Annotated in this window: 19 protein-coding genes and 1 riboswitch; of the genes, 4 read left to right on the top strand and 15 right to left on the bottom strand. The window is 71.7% G+C overall.

What is annotated here, in order from left to right:
- Window positions 1–1,212 carry a precorrin-6y C5,15-methyltransferase (decarboxylating) subunit CbiE gene (cbiE, locus tag IAI59_RS03585; RefSeq protein ID WP_207418631.1) on the bottom strand — a complete coding sequence of 404 codons (1,212 nt, stop codon included), beginning with the start codon at window positions 1,210–1,212 and terminating at the stop codon, window positions 1–3.
- On the opposite strand from cbiE, the gene IAI59_RS03580 reads away from it, so the two are divergent.
- Window positions 1,212–1,988: a cobalt-precorrin-6A reductase gene (locus IAI59_RS03580; RefSeq protein WP_207418870.1), complete on the top strand. Its 777-nt coding sequence runs from the start codon at window positions 1,212–1,214 to the stop codon at window positions 1,986–1,988. The two genes, cbiE and IAI59_RS03580, sit on opposite strands and share 1 nt — an antisense overlap.
- Before the next feature lie 230 nt (window positions 1,989–2,218).
- Here the strand turns inward: IAI59_RS03580 and cobJ are convergent, their stop codons facing one another.
- From cobJ to IAI59_RS03540, 8 genes are all read right to left on the bottom strand, one after another.
- A complete protein-coding gene (cobJ, locus tag IAI59_RS03575; RefSeq protein WP_207418632.1) occupies window positions 2,219–2,977 on the bottom strand; it encodes a precorrin-3B C(17)-methyltransferase in 759 nt (252 codons plus the stop codon).
- Window positions 2,974–3,699 carry a precorrin-2 C(20)-methyltransferase gene (locus IAI59_RS03570; RefSeq protein WP_207418633.1) on the bottom strand — a complete coding sequence of 242 codons (726 nt, stop codon included), beginning with the start codon at window positions 3,697–3,699 and terminating at the stop codon, window positions 2,974–2,976. The genes cobJ and IAI59_RS03570 overlap by 4 nt, the downstream gene beginning before the upstream one ends.
- Window positions 3,696–4,328, bottom strand: coding sequence for a precorrin-8X methylmutase (locus tag IAI59_RS03565; protein ID WP_207418638.1), 633 nt, complete (start codon window positions 4,326–4,328; stop codon window positions 3,696–3,698). The genes IAI59_RS03570 and IAI59_RS03565 overlap by 4 nt, the downstream gene beginning before the upstream one ends.
- A complete protein-coding gene (locus IAI59_RS03560; protein WP_207418640.1) occupies window positions 4,325–5,449 on the bottom strand; it encodes a precorrin-3B synthase in 1,125 nt (374 codons plus the stop codon). The genes IAI59_RS03565 and IAI59_RS03560 overlap by 4 nt, the downstream gene beginning before the upstream one ends.
- Window positions 5,446–8,742 (bottom strand): cobaltochelatase subunit CobN, encoded by a 3,297-nt coding sequence (gene cobN / locus IAI59_RS03555; RefSeq protein WP_207418642.1) that lies wholly within the window; start codon window positions 8,740–8,742, stop codon window positions 5,446–5,448. The genes IAI59_RS03560 and cobN overlap by 4 nt, the downstream gene beginning before the upstream one ends.
- Before the next feature lie 4 nt (window positions 8,743–8,746).
- Window positions 8,747–9,784 (bottom strand): cobalamin biosynthesis protein CobW, encoded by a 1,038-nt coding sequence (gene cobW / locus IAI59_RS03550; RefSeq protein WP_207418645.1) that lies wholly within the window; start codon window positions 9,782–9,784, stop codon window positions 8,747–8,749.
- On the bottom strand, window positions 9,781–10,167 hold the full coding sequence (locus IAI59_RS03545) for a DUF1636 family protein (protein ID WP_207418647.1): 387 nt from the start codon (window positions 10,165–10,167) through the stop codon (window positions 9,781–9,783). Before IAI59_RS03545 ends, cobW begins: the two co-directional genes overlap by 4 nt.
- A 112-nt stretch (window positions 10,168–10,279) precedes the next feature.
- Window positions 10,280–10,474, bottom strand: a riboswitch (cobalamin riboswitch).
- 308 nt (window positions 10,475–10,782) lie between these two features.
- On the bottom strand, window positions 10,783–11,034 hold the full coding sequence (locus tag IAI59_RS03540; protein WP_207418648.1) for a DUF3297 family protein: 252 nt from the start codon (window positions 11,032–11,034) through the stop codon (window positions 10,783–10,785).
- A 70-nt stretch (window positions 11,035–11,104) separates the two neighbouring features.
- Here IAI59_RS03540 and cobU point away from each other — a divergent pair, with 70 nt between their 5' ends.
- Genes cobU through IAI59_RS03525 form a run of 3 tightly spaced genes read left to right on the top strand, consistent with a single transcriptional unit; the run spans window position 11,105 to window position 13,670 of the window.
- Entirely contained in the window at window positions 11,105–11,611 is a 507-nt protein-coding gene (gene cobU / locus IAI59_RS03535; protein ID WP_207418650.1) for a bifunctional adenosylcobinamide kinase/adenosylcobinamide-phosphate guanylyltransferase, read from the top strand.
- Window positions 11,608–12,210, top strand: a complete 603-nt coding sequence (cobO, locus tag IAI59_RS03530; protein ID WP_207418652.1) for a cob(I)yrinic acid a,c-diamide adenosyltransferase — start codon at window positions 11,608–11,610, stop codon at window positions 12,208–12,210. Before cobU ends, cobO begins: the two co-directional genes overlap by 4 nt.
- Before the next feature lie 14 nt (window positions 12,211–12,224).
- A complete protein-coding gene (locus IAI59_RS03525) occupies window positions 12,225–13,670 on the top strand; it encodes a cobyric acid synthase (protein ID WP_207418654.1) in 1,446 nt (481 codons plus the stop codon).
- Between the two features lie 42 nt (window positions 13,671–13,712).
- Here IAI59_RS03525 and IAI59_RS03520 read toward each other — a convergent pair whose 3' ends face one another.
- The 6 genes from IAI59_RS03520 to cbiB all read right to left on the bottom strand — a co-directional run bounded on the left by IAI59_RS03520 (window position 13,713) and on the right by cbiB (window position 19,795).
- The gene (locus tag IAI59_RS03520; protein WP_207418656.1) at window positions 13,713–13,925 is read right to left on the bottom strand and encodes a hypothetical protein; all 213 of its coding nucleotides are present in this window, start codon (window positions 13,923–13,925) and stop codon (window positions 13,713–13,715) included.
- A 349-nt stretch (window positions 13,926–14,274) separates the two neighbouring features.
- Window positions 14,275–15,153 (bottom strand): carbohydrate ABC transporter permease, encoded by an 879-nt coding sequence (locus IAI59_RS03515; protein ID WP_207418657.1) that lies wholly within the window; start codon window positions 15,151–15,153, stop codon window positions 14,275–14,277.
- Window positions 15,146–16,126, bottom strand: coding sequence for a carbohydrate ABC transporter permease (locus IAI59_RS03510; RefSeq protein ID WP_207418658.1), 981 nt, complete (start codon window positions 16,124–16,126; stop codon window positions 15,146–15,148). Before IAI59_RS03510 ends, IAI59_RS03515 begins: the two co-directional genes overlap by 8 nt.
- Before the next feature lie 54 nt (window positions 16,127–16,180).
- A complete protein-coding gene (locus IAI59_RS03505) occupies window positions 16,181–17,506 on the bottom strand; it encodes an ABC transporter substrate-binding protein (protein WP_207418659.1) in 1,326 nt (441 codons plus the stop codon).
- Window positions 17,507–17,564: 58 nt separating this feature from the next.
- Window positions 17,565–18,623 (bottom strand): ABC transporter ATP-binding protein, encoded by a 1,059-nt coding sequence (locus tag IAI59_RS03500; RefSeq protein ID WP_207418660.1) that lies wholly within the window; start codon window positions 18,621–18,623, stop codon window positions 17,565–17,567.
- 200 nt (window positions 18,624–18,823) lie between these two features.
- The gene (gene cbiB, locus IAI59_RS03495; RefSeq protein WP_207418666.1) at window positions 18,824–19,795 is read right to left on the bottom strand and encodes an adenosylcobinamide-phosphate synthase CbiB; all 972 of its coding nucleotides are present in this window, start codon (window positions 19,793–19,795) and stop codon (window positions 18,824–18,826) included.
- Window positions 19,796–20,011 lie beyond the last annotated feature (216 nt).

Raw genomic sequence — 20,011 nt, 5'->3', positions numbered from 1 at the left:
TCATGGCTTCACCGCCACGAACTGCGTCACCGCCATTCCCGGCCGGAAGCCGTGCCGCGTGCCCACCGCATCCATGCGGGACAGCGCGATGCGCGTCAGCCGCGCGCCGAACCCGGCGTGGCGCGCCAGGAACAGGGCTTCCGTTTCCACCGTCACCGCATTGGCCACCAGCCGCCCGCCGGGGGACAGCGCGGCCCAGGCGGCGTCCAGCACCGCGCCGTCGCAGCCGCCGCCGATGAACACCGCGTCCGGCGGCGGCAGTCCCGCCAGCCCCCCGGGCGCCGCCGCCTGCACCAGTTGCAGCCGTGGCACGCCCAGCGCCAGGGCGTTGCGCGCCGCGCGGGCCGCGCGGGCCGCGTTCCGCTCCAGCCCGATGGCCATGTTGGCCGGGTGGCGCAGCAGCCATTCGATGGAGACCGAGCCGGAACCGCAGCCGATGTCCCACAACAGTTCGCCCTGGCGCGGCGCCAGCGCCGCCAGGGTCATGGCGCGGATTTCCGAACGGGTGATCTGCCCGTCATGTTCGAAGAAGGCATCCGGCAGCCCGGCGGCGAGCGGGATGACGCGCGCGCCCGGTGCCACCACGACCTCCAGCGCCAGCATGTTCAGCGCGCCCGGCGTGGCGGCGAATTCGGCCGCCGTGGTGCTGCCGATGCGCTCGTTCGCGCCGCCCAGCGCCTCCAGCACATGCATCCGCGTCGGCCCGAAGCCCCCGTCGCGCAGCAGCGCGGCCACGGCGGCGGGCGTCGCCGCATCGGCCGACAGCGCCAGGATGCGCGCGCCGGGCTGCAACAGCGGCCGCAGCGCCGCCAACGGCCGGCCGCAGAAGCTCACCGTCGCGCAGTCCTGCATCGCCCAGCCCAGCCGCGCGCAGGCCAGCGCGAAGGCGGACGGCGCCGGGATGCAGAGCAGCCCCGGCACCAGCCGCGCCAGCACCGAACCCACGCCGAAGCAGAACGGGTCGCCCGAAGCCAGCACCACCACCGGGCGCGGCGCCTCGGCCAGCAGCGCCGCGTAGCTGTCCTCCATGGGGCTGGCCCAGGCGCGTGCCTCGCCGCCGATCAGCCCCGCCGCCAGCGCCAGGTGCCGCCGCCCGCCATAGACCACCGCCGCCCCGCGCAGCAGGGCTTGCGCGGCGGGCGACAGGCCTTCTACGCCGTCCTCGCCGATGCCCAGCACGGCGAGCCACTGCGGAGAACCATCCCGTGTCATTGCGCGTGCTCCTGCTTGGCGGCAGCACAGAAGCCTCGGCCCTGGCGCGCGCGTTGGCCGGCGACGGCCGCTTCGACGTGACGCTGTCGTTGGCCGGCGCCACCCGCCACCCGCGCCCGCAGCCCGTGCCGGTCCGCACCGGCGGCTTCGGCGGCGTCGATGGCCTGCGCCGCTTTCTGGCCGAGCAGCGCATCGGCGCGCTGGTCGACGCCACCCACCCCTTCGCCGCGCAGATGACCCGCCACGCCGCCGAGGCCGCCGGCCGCGTGCCCCTGCTGCGCCTGGAGCGCCCGGCCTGGGTGGCGGAAGCAGGCGACCACTGGCTGGACGTGCCGGACATGCCAGCCGCCGCGCGCGCCCTGGGCGAAACCCCCCGCCGCGTGTTGCTGACGGTCGGCCAAAAGGAATTGGCGCCGTTTCGCGACGGTGTCGCGCACCGCTACGTCGTCCGCAGCATCGACCCACCTGATTCCGCCAGCCTGCCGCCCGGCGCGGTGGTGCTGACCGATGCCGGACCGTTCCATCTGGAGGCCGAGACGGCCCTGTTGCGGGCGCATGACGTGCAGGTGATCGTTTCCAAGAACTCCGGCGGCGGCGCGACCTTCGCCAAGCTGCGGGCCGCGCGGGTGCTCGGCATCCCGGTGGTCATGGTGCGGCGGCCGGAGGGCGTGGCGGGCACGCGGGTGGAGACGGTAGAGGCGGCGGTGGAGTGGCTGGTGCGGTGCGGGGAGCGTGGCCAGGGGGGCGCTGCCCCCCTGGACCCCCCGCTGGGGTGACAGTGTCACCCCAGACCCCTCCATCAGGAAGCATGGGGTGCGCCGAGGGTCGTGGACCTTCGGCGACTGCCGGTTCCGCGCAGAAGGCTTTTCCAAATCCTGTTGCCCATGCGCGGCACGTTCGGCTTCACGCCCAAAATGCTTTCCGATGGCGGGGTCCGGGGGGACACTGTCCCCCCGGCGGAGGAGTCCAGAGGAGGCGGAGCCTCCTTTGGCCACGCCCGCCACCCTCACGCCGTCACCGACCGCGGCGCGTAGACCCACGGCGCCACCCCTTCACCGCGCGTCACCAGCCGCGTCGCCGCCGTGCCGATCATCACCAGCGTCCGCATGTCGGCAGACGATGCCTCGGCCTTCGCCAGGTCGGTGATGGCGATGCGCTCGTCAGGCCGCGTCACGGCGGTCGCGAAGATCACCGGCACCGTGCCGGGCAGGTGCTGGCGCAACAGGTCCAGCGCCGCGCCGAGCTGCCAGGGGCGGGCGCGGGAGATGGGGTTGTAGAGGGCGATGACGAAGCCGGCCGTGGCGGCGGCGGCGAGGCGCTGCTCGACCAGCGGCCAGGGCTTAAGGTTGTCGGACAGCGAAAGGGCGCAGAAGTCGTGGCCGAGCGGCGCGCCGATGCGGGCGGCGGCGGCGAACATCGCGGAGATGCCGGGGAGGACGCGGATGTCGAGGGCGCGCCAGGCGGGGTCGCCGTGGTCGATGGCCTCGAAGACGGCGCTGGCCATGGCGAAGACGCCGGGGTCGCCGCCGGACACGACGGCGACGCGCGCGCCGGACTGCGCGAGGCTCAGCGCGTGGCGGGCGCGGTCGAGCTCCACGCGGTTGTCGGTGGGGTGGCGGCGCAGCCCGGGGCGGGGGGGGATGCGCTCGACATAGGGCAGGTAGCCGATCAGGTCGGTGGCCCCGGCCAGGGCGGCGTCGACTTCCGGGGTGCGCTGCGCGGGGCCGCCGGGGCCGAGGCCGAGGATGGCGAGGGAGCCGGTCATCGCGGCCGCTGCCGGCCGGGGATGAGGAGGAGGGAGAAGTAGGGGGCGGGGCTGTCGTCGCGTGCCGCCAGCGGCACGGCCTGGCCGCCGGGCATGGTGCCGCGCTCGACATACAGGGCGCGTCCGGTGAGGCCGAGCGTGTTCAGGATGCCGCGCAGGCGGGGCAGGTGGCGGCCGAGCTTCATGATGACGGCGGCATCCGCCGTGCGCAGCCGGGCGGCGAGGCTGTCGCTGTCCAGCGTGGCGGGGAGGACGGTGAGGATGTCGTCGCCATGCACCATGGGGGCCTGGGCCTGCGACCAGCAGCCGGACATGGCGGTGATGCCGGGCACGACCTCGACGCGGTAGCGGTGCCGCAGCCGGTCGAAGGGATACATCGCCGAGCCGTAGAGGAAGGGATCGCCTTCGCAGAGCAGGGCGACGTCGCGGCCGGCATCCAGGTGGGCGGCGATGGTTTCGGCGCAGCGGTCGTAGAAGGCGCCCATCTCGATCAGGTAGCGCGGGTCCTCCACCGAAAGGTCGGTGGTGAAGGGGTAGTCGAAGCGCAGTTCCTCGGCCGCCGGGTTGAGGTGCGGCGTGGCGATGGCGCGGGCATGGCCGGTGCGGCCGCGCTTGGCGAAGAAGCAGAACACCGGCGCGCTGCCCAGCAGCCGCGCAGCCTTCAGCGACACCAGCTCCGGGTCACCGGGGCCGAGGCCGAGGATGTGCAGCGCGCCGCTCATTCCGCTTCGCTCGCCAGCGCGTTGACGGCGGCCACGGCCATGGCGCTGCCGCCGAGCCGGCCTTCCACGATCATCCAGGGAAGCCGGCCGTCTTCCGCCAGCGCCTGCTTGGATTCCATGGCGCCCACGAAGCCGACCGGCACGCCGATGATGGCGGCCGGCGGGGCCGCGCCGCGGTCCAGCAGGTCGAGCAGGTGGAACAGCGCGGTGGGCGCGTTGCCGATGGCGACGACAGCGCCGCGCATCCGCTCGCCCCAGAGTTCCAGCGCCGCCGCCGAGCGGGTGTTGCCGATGCGCCGCGCCAGCTCCGGCACGCCCTCGTCGCCCAGCATGCAGAGTACCTCATTGCCGGCCGGCAGGCGCGGGCGGGTGATGCCGTGCGCGACCATCTTGGCGTCGCAAAGGATCGGCGCGCCGGCCAGCAGGGCATCGCGCGCGGCCTGGGCGAAGCGCGGGTCGAAGCGGATGTGGCGGGCCACCTCCACCATGCCGCAGGCGTGGATGACGCGCACGGCGACGCGTGCTTCCTCGGGCGTGAAGCGGGACAGGTCGGCCTCCGCGCGGATGGTGGCGAAGGACTGGCGGTAGATGGCGGCGCCGTCGCGGATGTAGTCGGTGCGGTCGGTCATGACAGGGCTTCCAGCGCGGCGTCGAGGGTCAGGCCATCCTGTTCCGGCGGCGCGGCGGCGCGGGCATCGCGCGCCACGGCGAAGCCCCGCGCGGTGCCCAGCAGCAGGCGTGGCGCCGGCCCTGGATGCGCGCAGCCTTTGCCGCAGCCCGAGACATGCAGCAAGCCGGGAATGCCGTGCGTGGCGGCCTGGGCGGCGGCGGCGCGGGTTTCGATCCAGCCGCTGGCGCATCCCGGCGCGCCGGTGCAGGCGCGGATGCGCAGGCGCGGGTCATCGGCGTCGGTGATCAGGCCCTCGGGCAGCGCGATGACGCCGGGCAGCAGCAGCGTGCGCCAGGGGGTGAGGCGCAACGTGCCGTCGCCTGTTTCGGCCAAGTCGGCCAGGATCTCCAGCTGCGCGGCCTCCAGCGCGCCGAAGGCGGGGGCGACGCCCAGCGCGCCCGGCAGCCGGCCCACGCTGCGCGGCGCCGGCGGCGCGGGCGGCGCGGGCCGTGGCGCCAGACCCACCGCCCGCAGGATGGCCCCGGCCCCCAGCACCGTGACGGCGTGGCGCATGCGGGGTTCGCTGCGCCCGGCGAACCACTGCGCCAGCCGCGTGGCGGCGGCCGGGATGTCGTCGCAGGACGCCATGGCGCCGCCGACATGGATCTCGCCGGGGCGGGCACCGATGTCGGCCTGCATGGGCAGCGGCAGCAACCCGCCGCCATCCACCACCACGCCGAACTTGGCGGGCAGAACCGGCCATGCACGCATCGCGGCCGCCATCGCCGCCACCAGCGCGGCGGTGCCGGGGTGTAGCGTGGCGTCGACGCCCAGCAGGGGCGGGGCCAGCAGGTTGCGGCCGCGCTCCACCACCGGGTCGGCCGCCGCCAACCCGGCGGCGACCATCGCCCCGGCGAAAGCCCTGGCGCTGGCGGGCGAGAAGCCGCGCGGCTGGAAGTTGGCGCGCTGCGTCAGGTCGATGCGCCCGTTGCCGTGGCGCGCCGCCATGCGGGCCAGCAAGCGTGCATCGGCGGCGCGCAGGCCGGCCGCGGGCGGGCGGACGCGCAGCAGCAGCCCATCGCCGGATTCCATCGGCTCGTGCAGGCTGGGGCACCAGCCGCGCGGCGCGGGGGCGGTCATGGCTTCACGTCGTTGCGGCGCGGGTGCCACAACCCGTCGCGGATCGCCTGGGCAAAGGCGGCGCGCATGCCCTCCAGCGCCGCCGGGTTCTCGCGTGCCAGGAAGTCGCGCACCGGCGGCGTGCCCAGCGTGGCCTCGAAGATCAGCTCGAACTGCCGGTCCAGCCGCGCGGGCAGGGTGGCGGCGAAGGCGTGCAGGCTGTGCAGCGGCCGGGCGATCTCGGCAGCGCCGCGGTAGCCGTGCCGCATCTGGCCGGCGATCCAGGCGGGGTTGGCGGCGCGGCCGCGCACCACGCGCGCTACCTCCTCGGCCAGCGCCCGGGCACGCGGGGCGTCGGGGGTGCTGGTGTCCAGGTGGTACAGCGCGGGGGCGGCGCCCAGCAGGCGGGCGGCGGCGGCGAAGCCACCTTCGTGCGCGGCATATTCGGGGCTGTCCAGCAGGTCCGTTTCGGCATGGTCCTGGGTGTGCAGAAAGGCGTCGGCGCCGCGCAGGCGCTCGGCCAGCCCGGCGGCATCCGGCGCGCCGTCCAGCCCCTCGCCGTATGCGGCCGCCGCGCCGTCCAGCCAGGCCCGCGCGGCGTTCTCCCAGCCCCTTGCGGCAAAGTCGGTATCCAGCCCCGCGCCATAGGCACTGGGCACGGCGCCGAAGACGCGCGTGGTGGCGGTGCGCAGCGCGGCACCGGACAGGCCGCGCGCGGCGGCCGCCAGCGGGTTCCAGTCCGCCGCCTCGTCCCGTTCCGCGATGGCGCGCACCGCCGCATCGAACAGCGCGATCTGTTGCGCGAAGCCATCACGAAAGAAGCCAGAGATGCGCAGCGTGACATCGACGCGCGGATGCTCCAGCTCCGCCAGCGGCAGGACCTCGATGCCCGAAACGCGGGCCGAGCCCGCGTCCCACACCGGCCGCGCGCCCATCAGCATCAGGGCCAGGCAGAAATCCTCGCCGCCGGTGCGCAGCGTGGCGCTGCCCCAAAGGTCCAGCACCACGCGGCGCAGCGGCTCGCCCTGGTCCTGGAGGTGGCGGCGGCGCAGCTCGTCGGCCGCTTTTCGTGCCAGCAGCAGGGCGGATCGGTTGGGCACGGCGCGCGGGTCGACGGCATACAGGTTGCGCCCGGTGGGCAGCACGTCCGCCCGGCCGCGCGTCGGCGCGCCGGAGGGGCCGGGGGGGATGAAGCGCGCGTCCAGCGCCGCCAGCACCGCCGCCTGTTCGGCGACCGCGCTGGCATCCAGCCGCGCCGCGAGGTCCGGCACGCCGGGGCTGGCGGCGTGCAGCGCCCCCAGCAGCGCGTCCCGCCCGGCCGGGGCGCAGCCCAGCACGTGGAGCCCGTCGCGGATCTGCAGTTCCTTGACGTCGCAGAGCCAGGCATCGAGTTTTGCGAGGGTCTCATCCTCGGGAAGACCGTCGGGGATGGCGCTTTCCGCCAGCAACCCCGTTTCGCGCGCGCGCTCCAGGATGCCGTCGCGCAGCAGCGCGGTGCGGCGGGCGTCCAGCCCGTCGGCGGCGGCGTATTCGTCGATCAGCCGCTCCAGCTCGGCGGCCGCGCCATGGCTGCCGGCGGCGCGCAGCGGCGGCGTCAGGTGGCCGATGGTGACGGCGCCGAGGCGGCGGCGGGCCACGGCGGCCTCGCCCGGGTTGTTGACGATGAAGGGGTTGATCACCGGCACGCCGCGCAGCAGCGCGGCGGGGGCGCAGCCGGGACCGGGTGCCGCCGCCTTGCCCGGCAGCCATTCCAGCGAGCCGTGCGTGCCGAGATGCAGCAGCGCATGCGCATCGAATTCCGCCCGCAGCCACAGGTAGAACGCCAGAAAGGCGTGGCAGGGTGGCAGGTTGGGGTCGTGGTAGCTGGCGCGGCGGTCGGCGGCGGTGCCACGGTCCGGCTGCACCGCCAGCAGGATGTTGCCAAGGCGCAGGTGGCGCAGCGTAAAATCCGCGTCCGGCTCGCCCCAGGCTTCGGTCACGGCGTTCTGCAAGGACAGCGGCAAGGTGGCGAACAAGGCTTTGTAGCGCTGCAAGCTCAGCAACGGCGCGGGTTCCGCCACGGTCAACGCCCGCACCAGCGCGGCGGCCTCCTGCGGTTGCGTGTCGTAGCCGGCCTCCTGCCAGTCCCGCAGCAGCGCGGCGGCACTCGCGAAACTGTCCAGCCCCACCGCGTGGCCCACCTGCCCGCTGCCGGCGACGCCGGGATAGTCCGACAGCACCAGCGCCACGCGGCGCGCGGCGGCGGGCGTGGCGCCCAGCCGCGCCCAGCCGGCGGCACGCTCGGCGGCCAGGCGGATGCCGCAGCGGCAGGGGCGCAGCACGGTGGGGCGGAAGTCCAGGCCCGGCAGCGGCGCGGCCTCCGCCTTGAAGCCGATCGCCGCCGTGGGCAGCCGCCCGTCCAGTTCCGGCAGCACCACCTGCATCGCCAGGTCGGTCTGCGACAGCCCGCGCGTGCTGGCCGCCCAGGCTTCCTGCGGCGAGCCGGACAGCACCAGTTGCAACACCGGCACCCCGGCCGCATCCAGCGGCGCGGCGCCCGAGGAAAAGGCCGTGGCGTTCAGCACCACCGCCGGGCGCATCGCCGCCAGCCGCGCCGCCACGAAGCGCGCCGCGTCCGGCTGCTTCAGGCTGGCGGCGAACAGCCCGCACGGGTTCAGGCCATGCGCCGCCAGGGCCTTCGCCAAGTCGCGGTGCGGCGCCACGTCGTCGGCCAGTAGGTGGGAGCGGTAGAACACCAGCGCCACGTCGGGGCCCGCGGCCGTCACGCCGAAGTCGTGGTCGCCGAACTCCGGCAGCGGCGGCGGGTCCTCGGCCGGCGCGGCGCCGAGCCCGCCCGCCTCGGCCGCCACGCGCAGCGCCGCCGCCATCTGCACCGCGCCGCCATGGCGGAAGCAGCGCAGCAGCCGCGCGCGCAGGCCAGGCTCCATGGTGGACATCGCCGCCATGCGCGCGTCGTCGGGGCCATCGCCGGGCAGGACTGCCAGCGGAATCCCCTGCTGGCGGCACAGGCTTTCCACTTCCTCGGCGCCGTAGCGCCAGTAGTCCAGCCCGCCCAGCAGCCGCAGCACGATGACCCGCGCGTGGCCCAGCACCTGCGTGGCATAAAGGTCCACCGACATCGGGTGACGCAGTTGGGCGAGGCTCGCCAGCCGCAGCGCCGGGCGTGGCTCTGGCAGCATCGCCCAGCCCGCCGCCGCCTGCGCCAGGTCGCTGTCGGTGAAGGACAGCAGCACCAGATCCGCCGGCGCGTGGCCGAGATCGACCGCCTCGCCGGCGGCGTCCAGGCTCAGCGTTTCGCGCGGCAGCAGGTGCATCGTGCTACCCGGCGATGGCGGCGGCGATCGCCGCCTTGTCCAGCCCGCTCTGGCCGATCACCACCAGCCGGCCGTCGCGCGCCTCGCCCGCCGCCCAGGGGCGGTCGAAATGGTGGCGGAAGCGCGCGCCCACGCCCTGCACCGCCAGCCGCATCGGCTTGCCCGGCAGACTCGCAAAACCCTTCATGCGCAGCACGTCGAAGCGCGCCGCCACCTCGGCCAGCTTGGCCACCAGCGCCTCGGGGCTCGCCGCCTCCGGCATCGGCACGACGAAGCTGTCGAAATCGTCGTGCTCGTGGTCGTCGGAGCCATCATGGTGCGAGGGGCGGGCGGCGAGGTCGTCCTCCGCCGCCGCGCCGAGGCCGAGCAGCACGGCGATGTCGAGCGCGCCCTCGCGCGCCGCCACCACCTTCACCGCGCGCGGCAACCGTGCCGCGATCTCCGTCCGCAGCCGCGCCAGCGCGGCCTCGTCCAGCAGGTCGGCCTTGTTCAGCACCACGAGGTCGGCGGCGCTGAGCTGGTCCTCGAACACCTCGGCCAGCGGGTTGTCGTGGTCCAGGCTGTCGTCGGCCGCGCGCTGGGCGGCCACGGCCTCCGGGTCGTCGGCGAAGCGGCCCTCGGCCACCGCCGGCCCGTCAACCACCGTGACCACCCCATCGACCGTGACGCGGGAGCGGATGGAGGGCCAGTTGAAGGCCTTGATCAGCGGCTTGGGCAAGGCGAGGCCCGAGGTCTCGATCAGGATGTGCTCCGGCGGCTCGGCGCGGTCCAGCAGCGCCGCCATGGTGGGCAGGAAGTCGTCGGCCACCGTGCAGCAGATGCAGCCGTTGGCCAGCTCCACGATGTTCTCCGCCTCGCAGCCCGGAATGCCGCAGGCGGCCAGCAGGTCGCCATCAATGCCGAGCGAGCCGAACTCGTTGACGATGATGGCGATCCGCCGCCCCCGCGCCTGGGACATCACGTGCCGCACCAGCGTGGTCTTCCCGGCACCCAGAAAGCCGGAAACGATGGTGGCGGGGACCTTGGCGAGGGACTGGCTCATGGAAGCTCCTGCAACGAAGGAATGCGGCCCAGCATGACGGACCGCAGCGAGGCCGGGCGGCGGGACGGCAGCACCGCGCCATGCGCACTGGCCGCATAGGTGGCGCCGTAGGTGACGAGATCGGCGGCGTGCTCCACGCCCAGGCGGCCCAGCAGGTAGCCCCACTTGCCCGGCGCGGTGATGGCGGCGGCGCAGCCCTGCTCGCAGACCGCGAGGCAGGTGACCTCACGCAGCTCCACCGGGCCCCCGGCGGGCAGCGCGGCCGCCACGGCGTCCAGCAGGTCGCGCCCCGGCCGGCGGTCCTCCGGCGCCAGGTCGCGCCCCGCCCGGCAGGTCACGCAGACATGCAGCACCGCCCCGCCCGTTGTTTCCGCTTTCGCCATGCCGCACCTCCGCACGTCCAACGAGGTGCCGACCGCCCGGGCAACCGCCAGGGTCAGCGCCGGGCACGGCGGCCCCACGCTTCAGCCCTCCGGGGCACCCCGCCCGGCGGCTCGGTCTCGATGGGCGATGGCAGGTCTCCTGGCTCACGGATCAAACGCGGGCTGCACGGCCTTCCCGGGGGTGGTGCCCCCAGTGGCGCGAACGGCAGCCTGCTTTCCGCCTACAGTTGCGGGGGCAGCCGCGGCTTGAACACCGCAGTTCCCTTTTCACCCCCCTTTCGGGGAGACCATCGTGGGGCTGGGTTAGGGGTGCGCGGGGGGGTTGTCAAACGCTTCCGGCCCGGCCTTGGCCAGGGGGGCGCCGCCGCCCTGGACCCCCCGCCGGGGTGGCAGTGCCACCCCAGACCCCGCCGTCAGGAAGCATTGGGGGGCTTGAACGACAACACGGGCGCGGGGCCGAAAGCCTAGATTTTTATGGAAAGGCCACCAGCGCTGCACCATGAGTCGCCGAGGGCCAGCGGCCCTCGGGGCGGCAAACAGAGGGCGGGGTCTGGGGTGGCACTGCCACCCCAGCGGGGGTCCAGGGGGCAGTGCCCCCTGGCCACGCCCGCAATCTCAGGCCGCCGTATCGCGAAAATAGGGCTCCACGGTGCCCGTCACCTTCATCGTCAGCGGGCGGCCCTTGCGGTCCATGGCCTTGCCCACCGCCAGCCGCACCCAGCCTTCGCTGACGCAGTATTCCTCGACGTTGGTCTTTTCCACGCCCTTGAAGCGGATGCCGATGCCGCGCTCCAGGATCGCCTCGTTGAAGAACGGGCTGGCGGGGTCGTTGGAAAGGCGGTCGGGCGGGGTGGTGGCGTCGGACATGGCGGGGGCTCCTGGGCTGTCTGCGGGGGTGATAGCCAGCCGGGGCGGCTTTCGGCTAGTCCTGGCTGGCATGAGCATCACCCTGGTCCTCGGCGGCGCGCGTTCCGGCAAGTCGCGCCATGCCGAGGCGCTGCTGGCCCCGCACCCCACGCCCTGGACCTACATCGCCACGGCCGAGGCCTGGGACGACGAGATGCGCGCCCGCATCGCCGAGCACCAGGCACGGCGGGACGCGCGCTGGCGCACCGTCGCGGCGCAGCTGGACCTGCCGGCGGCGCTGGCCGGCGCGGGGCCGGCCCTGGTGGATTGCCTGACCTTGTGGCTGACCAACCTGATGCTGGGCGGGCACGACGTGGCGGCGGCGACAACGGCGCTGGAGAGTGCTCTAGCCGCGCGCCTGGCGCCCACGGTGCTGGTGGCCAACGAGGTGGGGCTGGGCATCGTGCCCGATACCAAGCTGGGGCGGGCCTTCCGCGATGCGGCGGGGGTGCTGAACCAGCGCATCGCGGCGCGGGCGGACCATGTGCATTTCATCGCGGCCGGGCTGCCGCTGCTGCTGAAGGGAAAGCTGCCGTGAGCGAGGAGGAAGCCGCGCGCCATCGCGAGAAGATGGCCAGGCGCAAGACGGTGCAGGATGCGGAGGTGGCGGGCAAAACCATCGAGAAGGGCCTGCTGATGGTCCACACCGGCAAGGGCAAGGGCAAGAGCACGGCGGCCTTCGGGCTGGCGTTGCGCATGCTGGGGCGCGGCCGGCCGGTGGGGGTGGTGCAGTTCATCAAGGGCGCCTGGAGCACCGGCGAGCGCGCGCCGCTGGAAGCCATGCCGGGCCTGGAATGGCACAGCATGGGCGAGGGCTTCACCTGGGAAACGCAGGACCGGGAGCGCGACGTCGCCGCGGCGCAGCGCGCCTGGGAGAAGGCCATGGCGCTGATGGCGCGCCCGGGGCTGGGCCTGCTGGTGCTGGACGAGGTGTGCATCGCCCTGCGCTACGACTACCTCGACACCGCCGCGGTGGTGGCGGCGCTACAGGCGCGGCCGCCAGGGCTGCACGTGGTGGCGACGGGGCGCAACGCGCCGCCGGCGCTGGTCGAGGCCGCCGACCTGGTGACCGAGATGGCGCTGGTGAAACACCACTTCGCGCAGGGCGTGAAGGCGCAGGAAGGGATCGAGTTCTGACCGCACGCGCCATCATGCTGCAAGGCACCGGCAGCAGCGTCGGCAAATCCCTGCTGGTGGCGGGGCTGGCGCGGGCGCTGGTGCTGCGCGGGCTGCGGGTGCGGCCGTTCAAGCCGCAGAACATGTCCAACAACGCCGCCGTGACACCCGGCGGCGGCGAGATCGGCCGGGCGCAGGCGTTGCAGGCCCGTGCCGCCCGCGTGGCGCCCTCGGTGCACATGAACCCGGTGCTGCTGAAGCCGCAAAGCGAGACCGGCGCCCAGGTGGTGGTGCAGGGCCGCGTGCATGCCACGGCGCGGGCGCGCGAATACCAGGCGATGAAGCCCTCGCTGATGCCCTTCGTGCTGGAAAGCTTCGCGCGAATGCGGGCCGAGGCCGACATCGTGCTGGTGGAAGGCGCCGGCTCGGCCTCCGAGATCAACCTGCGGGCCGGCGACATCGCCAACATGGGCTTCGCCCGCGCGGCGGGGGTGCCGGTGGTGCTGGTGGGGGATATCGACCGCGGCGGCGTGATCGCCAGCCTGGTCGGCACCCACACCGTGGTGGCGCCGGAAGACCGCGCGATGATCCGCGGCTTCATCGTCAACCGCATGCGCGGCGACCTGTCGCTGTTTGCCGATGGCATGACCGGCATCACCGAACGGACCGGCTGGGCGCCACTGGGGCTGGTGCCGTTCTTCGAAAACGCCCGCCGCCTGCCGGCCGAGGATGCCGAGGACCTGCGCGACGCGCTGCCGCCGCGCCGGCCGGGCAAGCCCTGCGTCGCCGTGCCGCTCTTGCCACGCATCTCCAACTTCGACGACCTGGACCCGCTGGCGGCCGAACCGGGCCTGGACCTGCGGCTGCTGCGCCCCGGCCAGCCAGTGCCGGCCGAGGCGGCGCTGGTGATCCTGCCAGGATCGAAAGCCACCATCGCCGACTTGGCGGCCCTGCGGCGGGAAGGCTGGGATACCGACATCCTGGCCCATCGCCGGCGCGGCGGCGCGGTGCTGGGGCTGTGCGGCGGGTTCCAGATGCTCGGCCAGCGGATCGACGACCCCGAGGGCATCGAGGGCCCCCCCGGCGCGGTGCAAGGCCTGGGACTGCTGGAGATCGAGACGATGCTGGCCGGCGACAAGCGGCTGGAGGCGGTGACCGGCGAAAGCATCGCCGACGGCGTGGCCTTCAGTGGCTACGAGATGCATATCGGCCGCACGGCGGGGCCGGACACGGCGCGCCCGGTGCTGCGGTTGACGGATGGCCGGCTGGACGGCGCGGCATCGGCCGACGGGCTGGTCAGTGGCACGTATGCGCATGGGCTGTTCGGCCACGATGCGCAGCGCGCGGCATGGCTGGCGCGACTGGGTGCGGATGCGGCACCACGGAACCACGATGCGGAGGTGGAAGCGGTGCTGGACGCGCTGGCGGCGCATCTGGAGCAGCATGTCGATATCGATGCGCTGCTGGCACTGGCAGGCTAAGTGCAAGACGGGCGGGGCATCGCTGCCCCGCCCGGTTGGCCATCAATCGGCGGTGCCGCCACTGACATCGTTGCTGAAGTGGCCGCACCAGTCGTCGGAAGACACCACCGGCCACAGGCCATGCGCCTCGGCGCTCGGCTGCGTCACCGGCGGGTTGTAACGGCACAGGCCGTCCTCGGCCTGCGGCTTGTTGGCGTGGCTGTCAAAGAACTTGCACTTGGTGCAGGCGACATCGGTGTGCTGCGCGAGGGACATATTGAAGCTCCTGTGTCGATAGACTGACGATGTAAGCCCACAATGCCGCCGGAAGTTCCCGAAGCCAAGTATTATTTCACGATTTCTCTAAGTGATACTAATTCTCAACTTCAAAATGACTGAGAATTAGTCTCAATCGCCAGTATGAGCGATGGCTTGTCATGACGAGGCAGCAGAGGCCCGGTGAACATGCCCCTTCACGACCCTTCGCGTTTACGCCCCCCACGCCCTCGAAAGATTGGACGTGGACGTTGCGCGACACGCTGGAAGGCCGTGCATCCGAAGACTCAGCAAAAAGAAGTTGGGGGCTCGGGGGAATTCTTTCCCCCGACCTTCTCCCCCGCCGCCGCTATTCCTTCACCGCCCCGGTAAGCGACGAGACGTAGTAATCCACGAAGAAGGAATAGAAGATCGCGACCGGCAGCGAGCCGAGCAGCGAGCCCGCCATCAGCGCGCCCCACTGGTAGACGTCGCCCTGCACCAGCTCCGTCAGGATCGCGACCGGCACGGTCTTGTTCTCGGACGACGAGATGAAAGCCAGCGCGTAGATGAACTCGTTCCAGGACAGCGTGAAGGAAAAGATGCCCGCGCTGATCAGCCCCGGCACGGCCAGCGGCAGCGTGATCTGCCGCAGGATCTGCAGGCGGGACGCGCCGTCGATCAGCGCGCATTCCTCCAGCTCGTAGGGGATCGACTTGAAGTAGCCGATCAGCAGCCAGGTGCAGAACGGGATCAGGAAGGTCGGATAGGTCAGGATCAGCGCGAAGGGGCTGTCGAACAGCCCGACCTGGAAGACCAGCGTCGCCAGCGGGATGAACAGGATCGACGGCGGCACCAGGTAGGCGATGTAGATGGCGAGCCCCACATAGGCGGAGCCCTTGAAGCGCAGCCGCTGGATGGCATAGGCCGCCAGCACGGATGCGAACAGCGAGATGACCGTCGCGCAGATCGCGATCAGCATCGTGTTGAACAGCCAGTGCGGGTAGCTGGTCTCGAACAGCAGCTTGCGGATGTTGTCGAGCGTCGGGTTCACCACCCAGAACGGGCTGTAGGTCTTGTAGTCGTAGAGCTCCGCGTTCGGTTTGAACGTCGTGATCGTCATCCAGTAAAAAGGAAACAGCAGGATGAAGACGAAGCACAGCATGGGCAGGTAGACAGTCACCACCCGCCGCTGGCCGGATTGCCAGGACAGCGCGGCGCCGTCGTCGGTGGAGGCGGCTTTACTCATTGTCTTCCCCCTGCTGCCACTTGCGGCGCGACAGCGCGAAGTAGCTGAACAGCGTGGCCAGGATCAGGAACGGGATCATCGACACGGCGATCGCGGCGCCCTCGCCCAACTGCCCGCCGGGGATGCCGCGCTGGAAGGCCAGCGTCGCCATCAGATGCGTGGAGTTGATCGGCCCACCGCGGGTGATGGCGTAGACCAGCTGGAAGTCCGTGAAGGTGAAGAGCACGGAGAAGGTCAGCACCACCGCCAGGATCGGCATCAGCAGCGGCGCCGTGATGCGCGTGAAGCGCTGCCAGGACGAGGCGCCATCCAGCAGCGCGGCCTCGTAGAGCGAGGGCGAGATGGTTTGCAGCCCGGCGAGCAGGCTGATGGCGACAAAGGGAATGCCGCGCCAGACATTGGCGAAGACCAGCGACCACCGCGCCGCCCAGGGCGTGCCGAGGAAGTCGATGTAGTGGTCCAGCAGCCCGAGCTTGTCCACCAGCACATAGGAGATGATGGAGAATTGCGCGTCGAAGATCCACCAGAAGGCGATGGCGGACAGCACCGTCGGCACGATCCAGGGCAACAGGATGATGGCGCGCAGAAGCGACTTGAACGGCAGGTTCTCGTTCAGCAGCAGCGCCAGCCACAGGCCGAGCGCGAACTTCAGTGCCGTGGCCACGCCGGTGTAGAACACGGTATAGAACACCGCGCCCCAGAACACCCTGTCGTACCAAAGGGATTCGAAGTTCTCCAGGCCGATGAACACGCCGCCGCGGCCGATATGCGTGTCGGTGAAAGCCAGCCAGATGCCAAGTCCCAGCGGATAAGTGAGGAACACCGCCAGCAGCCCCAGCGCCGGTGTCAGGCAGGCGACGACCAGAAAGGCCTTGTTGTCGAACAGCCGTGCCAGCCAGCCCTGCTTCACCTGCGGGCGCCGCCAGTTGGTCACGGGTCCAGTGGTCGTGGTCCCAGCGGAACTTACGGACATGATTCAGGATTCCTGCAGCCAGGCCGTGGGAGATTTCCCACGGCCGGCACGGCGTCAGCGATAATAGCGGCGGGCGCGGCGCTCGGCCTCGCGCACCGCTTCCTCCGGCGTCGATTGGCCGGAGGAAGCGGCGGCGAACATCTGCACCACCACGTAGTCGGCCGCGACGGAACCCGAGGCCTGGCTGATCGGCCCCTTGTAGCCGGACCAGAACTCCACCGTGTTGGTGTCGCGGTAGACCGCCAGCTTCGGGTCGCCCTTCCACACCTCGCTTTCGGCGTAAGCGGCCAGCGGGTGCGACCAGTAGCCGCCGCAGCCGGTCAGCCAGGCGTCATACTGCGGCGCCTCCATCATGTAGCGCAGGTATTCCTTGGCGGCGTTGGGATAGCGCGAATGCTTGAACACCAGCGCGTTCAGCAGCAGCACGTTCTCCGCCATCTTGCCGCCGGGCGCGAGCGGCATGCGCGCCATGGTGGTGTCTTCCGCGATGGCGGCGGTCTTGGGGTCGTTCTTCAGCGAGAAGTACATGGAGACGCCGTTCTGCGTCAGCCCGATCTCGCCCGCCGCATAGGCGCGGTTGTTGTTGATGTCGCCCCAGCCCAGCGTGCCCGGAATAAAGGTCTGGTACAGCTCCTTGGCATAGTTCAGCGCGGCGATGGTCTGCGGGGTGTTGATCGCGACCTTGCCGGCTTCGTCGACCACCATGCCGCCGTGGCTCCACAAGAGCCAGTTGCAATAGGCGTTGCCGTCGCCCACCGCGTTGCCCAGCGCGAAGCCGACCGGGTGGCCGTTCTTCTTCAATCCCTGGCAGGCCTTGAGAAAGCCGGCATGGTCGGTCGGCAGCGTGTCGAAGCCCGCTTCCTTGAGCCACGACGTGCGATACACGCAGGGACCGCCTGAGCCGCCCATCGGCAGCGCGATCCACTGTTCCGTGCCCCACTTCTTGCCGAAGCGCTGCGGCAGCGCCAGCCAGCCGCCGTATTTCTGGCCGAGGTAGCTGGCGAGCTCCGTGAGGTCCAGCACCTTGTCGGAATAAATGTGCGGGTCGTCCGCCCAGGCCACCACCACGTCCGGCCCCGCGCCGGTGTTGGCGGCCACCGCCGTCTGCGGCCGTAAATCCTCCCACCCCGCGAAGTCGACGCGCACCTGCACGCCGGTTTCCTGCGTGAACTTCGCGGTGTTGGCACGGAACACCGTCTCGTCGGCATCGACGAACTTGGTGGGGCGCAGCACGCGCAGCGTCGCCCCCTGCTCGATCGGCTGGCGCGGCGGCTGCACATCGGCCATCGGGATGGCGGCGCGGGCGGCGCCGGGCAGCAGCCCGGCGGCCAGCGCCCCGGCACCGAGCCCCAATGCGCCACGGCGGGTCAGGTCAAACATGCTCGTCATTCCTCCTGCTGGGGCGCGGGTTTTTCTGGTGCGCCCATTCTCGGTTGGATCAGTGCAGCCGCTGCCCCGTTTCACCATGGAACAGATGCGCCTGCGCCGGGTCCGGCATCACATGGATCCGCTCGCCGACACGGGCGCCGATGCGCTCACGGAAGGCACCCACCACCACGGCCTCGCCGCTGCGGCCGGTGACCTGGGTTTCCGACCCCGTCGGCTCGATCAGCGTGATGGTGACCGGCACGCCATTGTCGGTCAGCAGCAGGTGCTCCGGGCGGAAACCATAGGTGGCGCGCTGCCCCTCGGTGGCCTTGGCACCGGCCGGCAGGGGCCAGCTCGCGGCGCCGCCATCGGGCTGAAAGGCACCTTGCGTCACCACGCCCTTCAACAGGTTCATGGCCGGCGAGCCAATAAACCCCGCAACAAACACGTTGGCCGGGCGGTCGTAGAGCTCCAGCGGCGCGCCGATCTGCTCCACGTGGCCGCCATGCATCACCACGATCTTGTCGGCCATGGTCATGGCCTCGATCTGGTCGTGCGTGACGTAGATCGTGGTAGTCTTCAGCCGCTGGTGCAGGTCCTTGATCTCCGCGCGCATCTGCACGCGCAGCTTGGCGTCCAGGTTGCTCAGCGGCTCGTCGAACAGGAACACCTGGGGGTGGCGCACGATGGCGCGGCCCATCGCCACGCGCTGCCGCTGGCCGCCCGAAAGCTGGCGCGGATAGCGGTCCAGCATCGCTTCCAGCCCCAGGATACGCGCGGCGCGCAGCACCTCGCTGTCCATGACGTCCTTGGGTGCCTTGGCCAGCTTCATGGAGAAGGCCATGTTGTCGCGCACCGTCATGTGCGGGTACAGCGCGTAGTTCTGGAAGACCATCGCGATGTCACGGTCCTTGGGCGGCACGTCGTTCACCACCCGCCCGCCGATGGAAACGTCGCCGCCCGAGATGTTCTCCAGCCCCGCGATCATGCGCAGCAGCGTGGACTTGCCGCAGCCGGACGGCCCGACCAGCACCACGAACTCGCCATCCTCGATGCCGACATTCACGCCATGCAGGATGGCGGTGCTGCCGAAGCTCTTGCGAACGTCACGAATCTGGACGGTCGCCATTCACACGACCCCATGCGGGCATGCGCGCCCGTTTGCGCAATGGCGCATCTGTCCTGAACTCCCTCAGCCGCCTGCTTCGCGCAGGCTTGTGCCAGGAGCCTAGGCATTCCTTCGCAGCGCTGGCAACAGCACAGTTCCGAAAGCCGGAACAAAGCGAAGGCCCCCCGTGGCGGGCCGAAATTCCGATGCGCCGGGCGGCCTCAGCCGAGCAGCAGCGCCGCTCCCCAGGCCAGGGCGATCAGCTGCATCCGGCAGGCCAGGCGAAACAACGCCAGGGCGCGGCGCAGGTCCTCCACCGTCGCCGCCGCGCGGCCATGGCCCATCCAGCCATCATCCACCACCGCCTCGCCATACATGCGGGGGCCGGCCAGCCGCAGCCCCAGCGCCCCGGCCATCGCCGCTTCCGGCCAGCCGGCATTGGGCGAGCGGTGCCGCCCGGCGTCGCGCCACACCGCCCGCGCCGCATCGCCCACGCTGGCCCCCGGCGTCATCGCCGCCGCCAGCCCGATCCACAGCGCGGACAGCCGCGACGCCGGCAGGTTGATCACGTCGTCCAGCCGCGCCGCCGCCCAGCCAAAGGCCGCGTGCCGCGGGGTGCGGTGGCCGATCATGCTGTCGGCGGTATTGACCGCCTTGTAGAACAGCATCCCCGGCAGCCCGCCCAGCAGGCCCCAGAACACGGGCGCCACGATGCCATCGGAAAAATTCTCCGCCAGGCTTTCCGTTGCCGCGCGCACCACGCCGGCCTCGTCCAGGCTGGCCGGGTTGCGGCCGACGATCAGGCTCACCGCCGCCCGGCCGCCGTCCAGCCCGCCTTCCTCCAACCCGGTGGCCACGGCCGCCACGTGCTCGTGCAGGCTGCGCTGCGCCGGCAGGCTGGCCGCCAGCACCGCCAGCACGCCGATGCCGGCCCACCCCAGCGGCAACAGCGCCGCCTGCAACGCCACGGCGGGCAGCACGACCACCGCCAGCAGCCCCAGCAGCGCCACCACCCCCCAGGCGCGCCTGGCGGCCGGCAAGGCCGCCTCGCGGTTCAGGGTGCGGTCCAGCCGGCCGATCAGCGCGCCGATCCAGACCACGGGGTGGCGGACCAGCCGGAACAGCCACGGCGGATAGCCCGCCAGGGCTTCGAGCAGCAGCGCGCCGGTGGTGATCAGGAGCATGGTGGTCATGGGGATCGCCGGCTTTCGGGGCGGGGAGGAAGGTTGGGGGAAGGAATTCCCCCAAGCCCCCTTCTTTTTTCTGTCTGGTATCTGGGGGTGGCCGTGAAGGCGGAGTGCCCCACCTGTCGGAGATATTAGAATACTGATTTTACTGGAGATATTCTCCGCGGGGCGGGGGGCTTTCATGGAAAAAGAAGACGGGGTCTGGGGGAATTCCTTCCCCCA

Origin of the sequence: Roseomonas haemaphysalidis, from assembly GCF_017355405.1 — a bacterium.
Classification (GTDB): domain Bacteria; phylum Pseudomonadota; class Alphaproteobacteria; order Acetobacterales; family Acetobacteraceae; genus Pseudoroseomonas; species Pseudoroseomonas haemaphysalidis.
The sequence above is the reverse complement of the archived record's forward strand: the minus strand, read 5'-3'. Positions and strand labels throughout refer to the sequence as shown.

Excerpts from the sequence above, each read along its gene's own strand:
- cobW (WP_207418645.1), bottom strand. The coding sequence starts at position 9,784 with ATGAGCCAGTCCCTCGCCAAGGTCCCCGCCACCATCGTTTCCGGCTTT.
- IAI59_RS03560 (WP_207418640.1), bottom strand. The coding sequence starts at position 5,449 with ATGACCGCCCCCGCGCCGCGCGGCTGGTGCCCCAGCCTGCACGAGCCG.
- IAI59_RS03545 (WP_207418647.1), bottom strand. The coding sequence starts at position 10,167 with ATGGCGAAAGCGGAAACAACGGGCGGGGCGGTGCTGCATGTCTGCGTG.
- IAI59_RS03565 (WP_207418638.1), bottom strand. The coding sequence starts at position 4,328 with ATGACCGACCGCACCGACTACATCCGCGACGGCGCCGCCATCTACCGC.
- cobN (WP_207418642.1), bottom strand. The coding sequence starts at position 8,742 with ATGCACCTGCTGCCGCGCGAAACGCTGAGCCTGGACGCCGCCGGCGAG.
- IAI59_RS03505 (WP_207418659.1), bottom strand. The coding sequence starts at position 17,506 with ATGTTTGACCTGACCCGCCGTGGCGCATTGGGGCTCGGTGCCGGGGCG.
- IAI59_RS03500 (WP_207418660.1), bottom strand. The coding sequence starts at position 18,623 with ATGGCGACCGTCCAGATTCGTGACGTTCGCAAGAGCTTCGGCAGCACC.
- IAI59_RS03525 (WP_207418654.1), top strand. The coding sequence starts at position 12,225 with ATGCTGCAAGGCACCGGCAGCAGCGTCGGCAAATCCCTGCTGGTGGCG.
- cbiE (WP_207418631.1), bottom strand. The coding sequence starts at position 1,212 with ATGACACGGGATGGTTCTCCGCAGTGGCTCGCCGTGCTGGGCATCGGC.
- IAI59_RS03515 (WP_207418657.1), bottom strand. The coding sequence starts at position 15,153 with ATGAGTAAAGCCGCCTCCACCGACGACGGCGCCGCGCTGTCCTGGCAA.
- IAI59_RS03520 (WP_207418656.1), bottom strand. The coding sequence starts at position 13,925 with ATGTCCCTCGCGCAGCACACCGATGTCGCCTGCACCAAGTGCAAGTTC.
- IAI59_RS03570 (WP_207418633.1), bottom strand. The coding sequence starts at position 3,699 with ATGAGCGGCGCGCTGCACATCCTCGGCCTCGGCCCCGGTGACCCGGAG.
- cobU (WP_207418650.1), top strand. The coding sequence starts at position 11,105 with ATGAGCATCACCCTGGTCCTCGGCGGCGCGCGTTCCGGCAAGTCGCGC.
- IAI59_RS03510 (WP_207418658.1), bottom strand. The coding sequence starts at position 16,126 with ATGTCCGTAAGTTCCGCTGGGACCACGACCACTGGACCCGTGACCAAC.
- cbiB (WP_207418666.1), bottom strand. The coding sequence starts at position 19,795 with ATGACCACCATGCTCCTGATCACCACCGGCGCGCTGCTGCTCGAAGCC.
- cobJ (WP_207418632.1), bottom strand. The coding sequence starts at position 2,977 with ATGACCGGCTCCCTCGCCATCCTCGGCCTCGGCCCCGGCGGCCCCGCG.
- IAI59_RS03540 (WP_207418648.1), bottom strand. The coding sequence starts at position 11,034 with ATGTCCGACGCCACCACCCCGCCCGACCGCCTTTCCAACGACCCCGCC.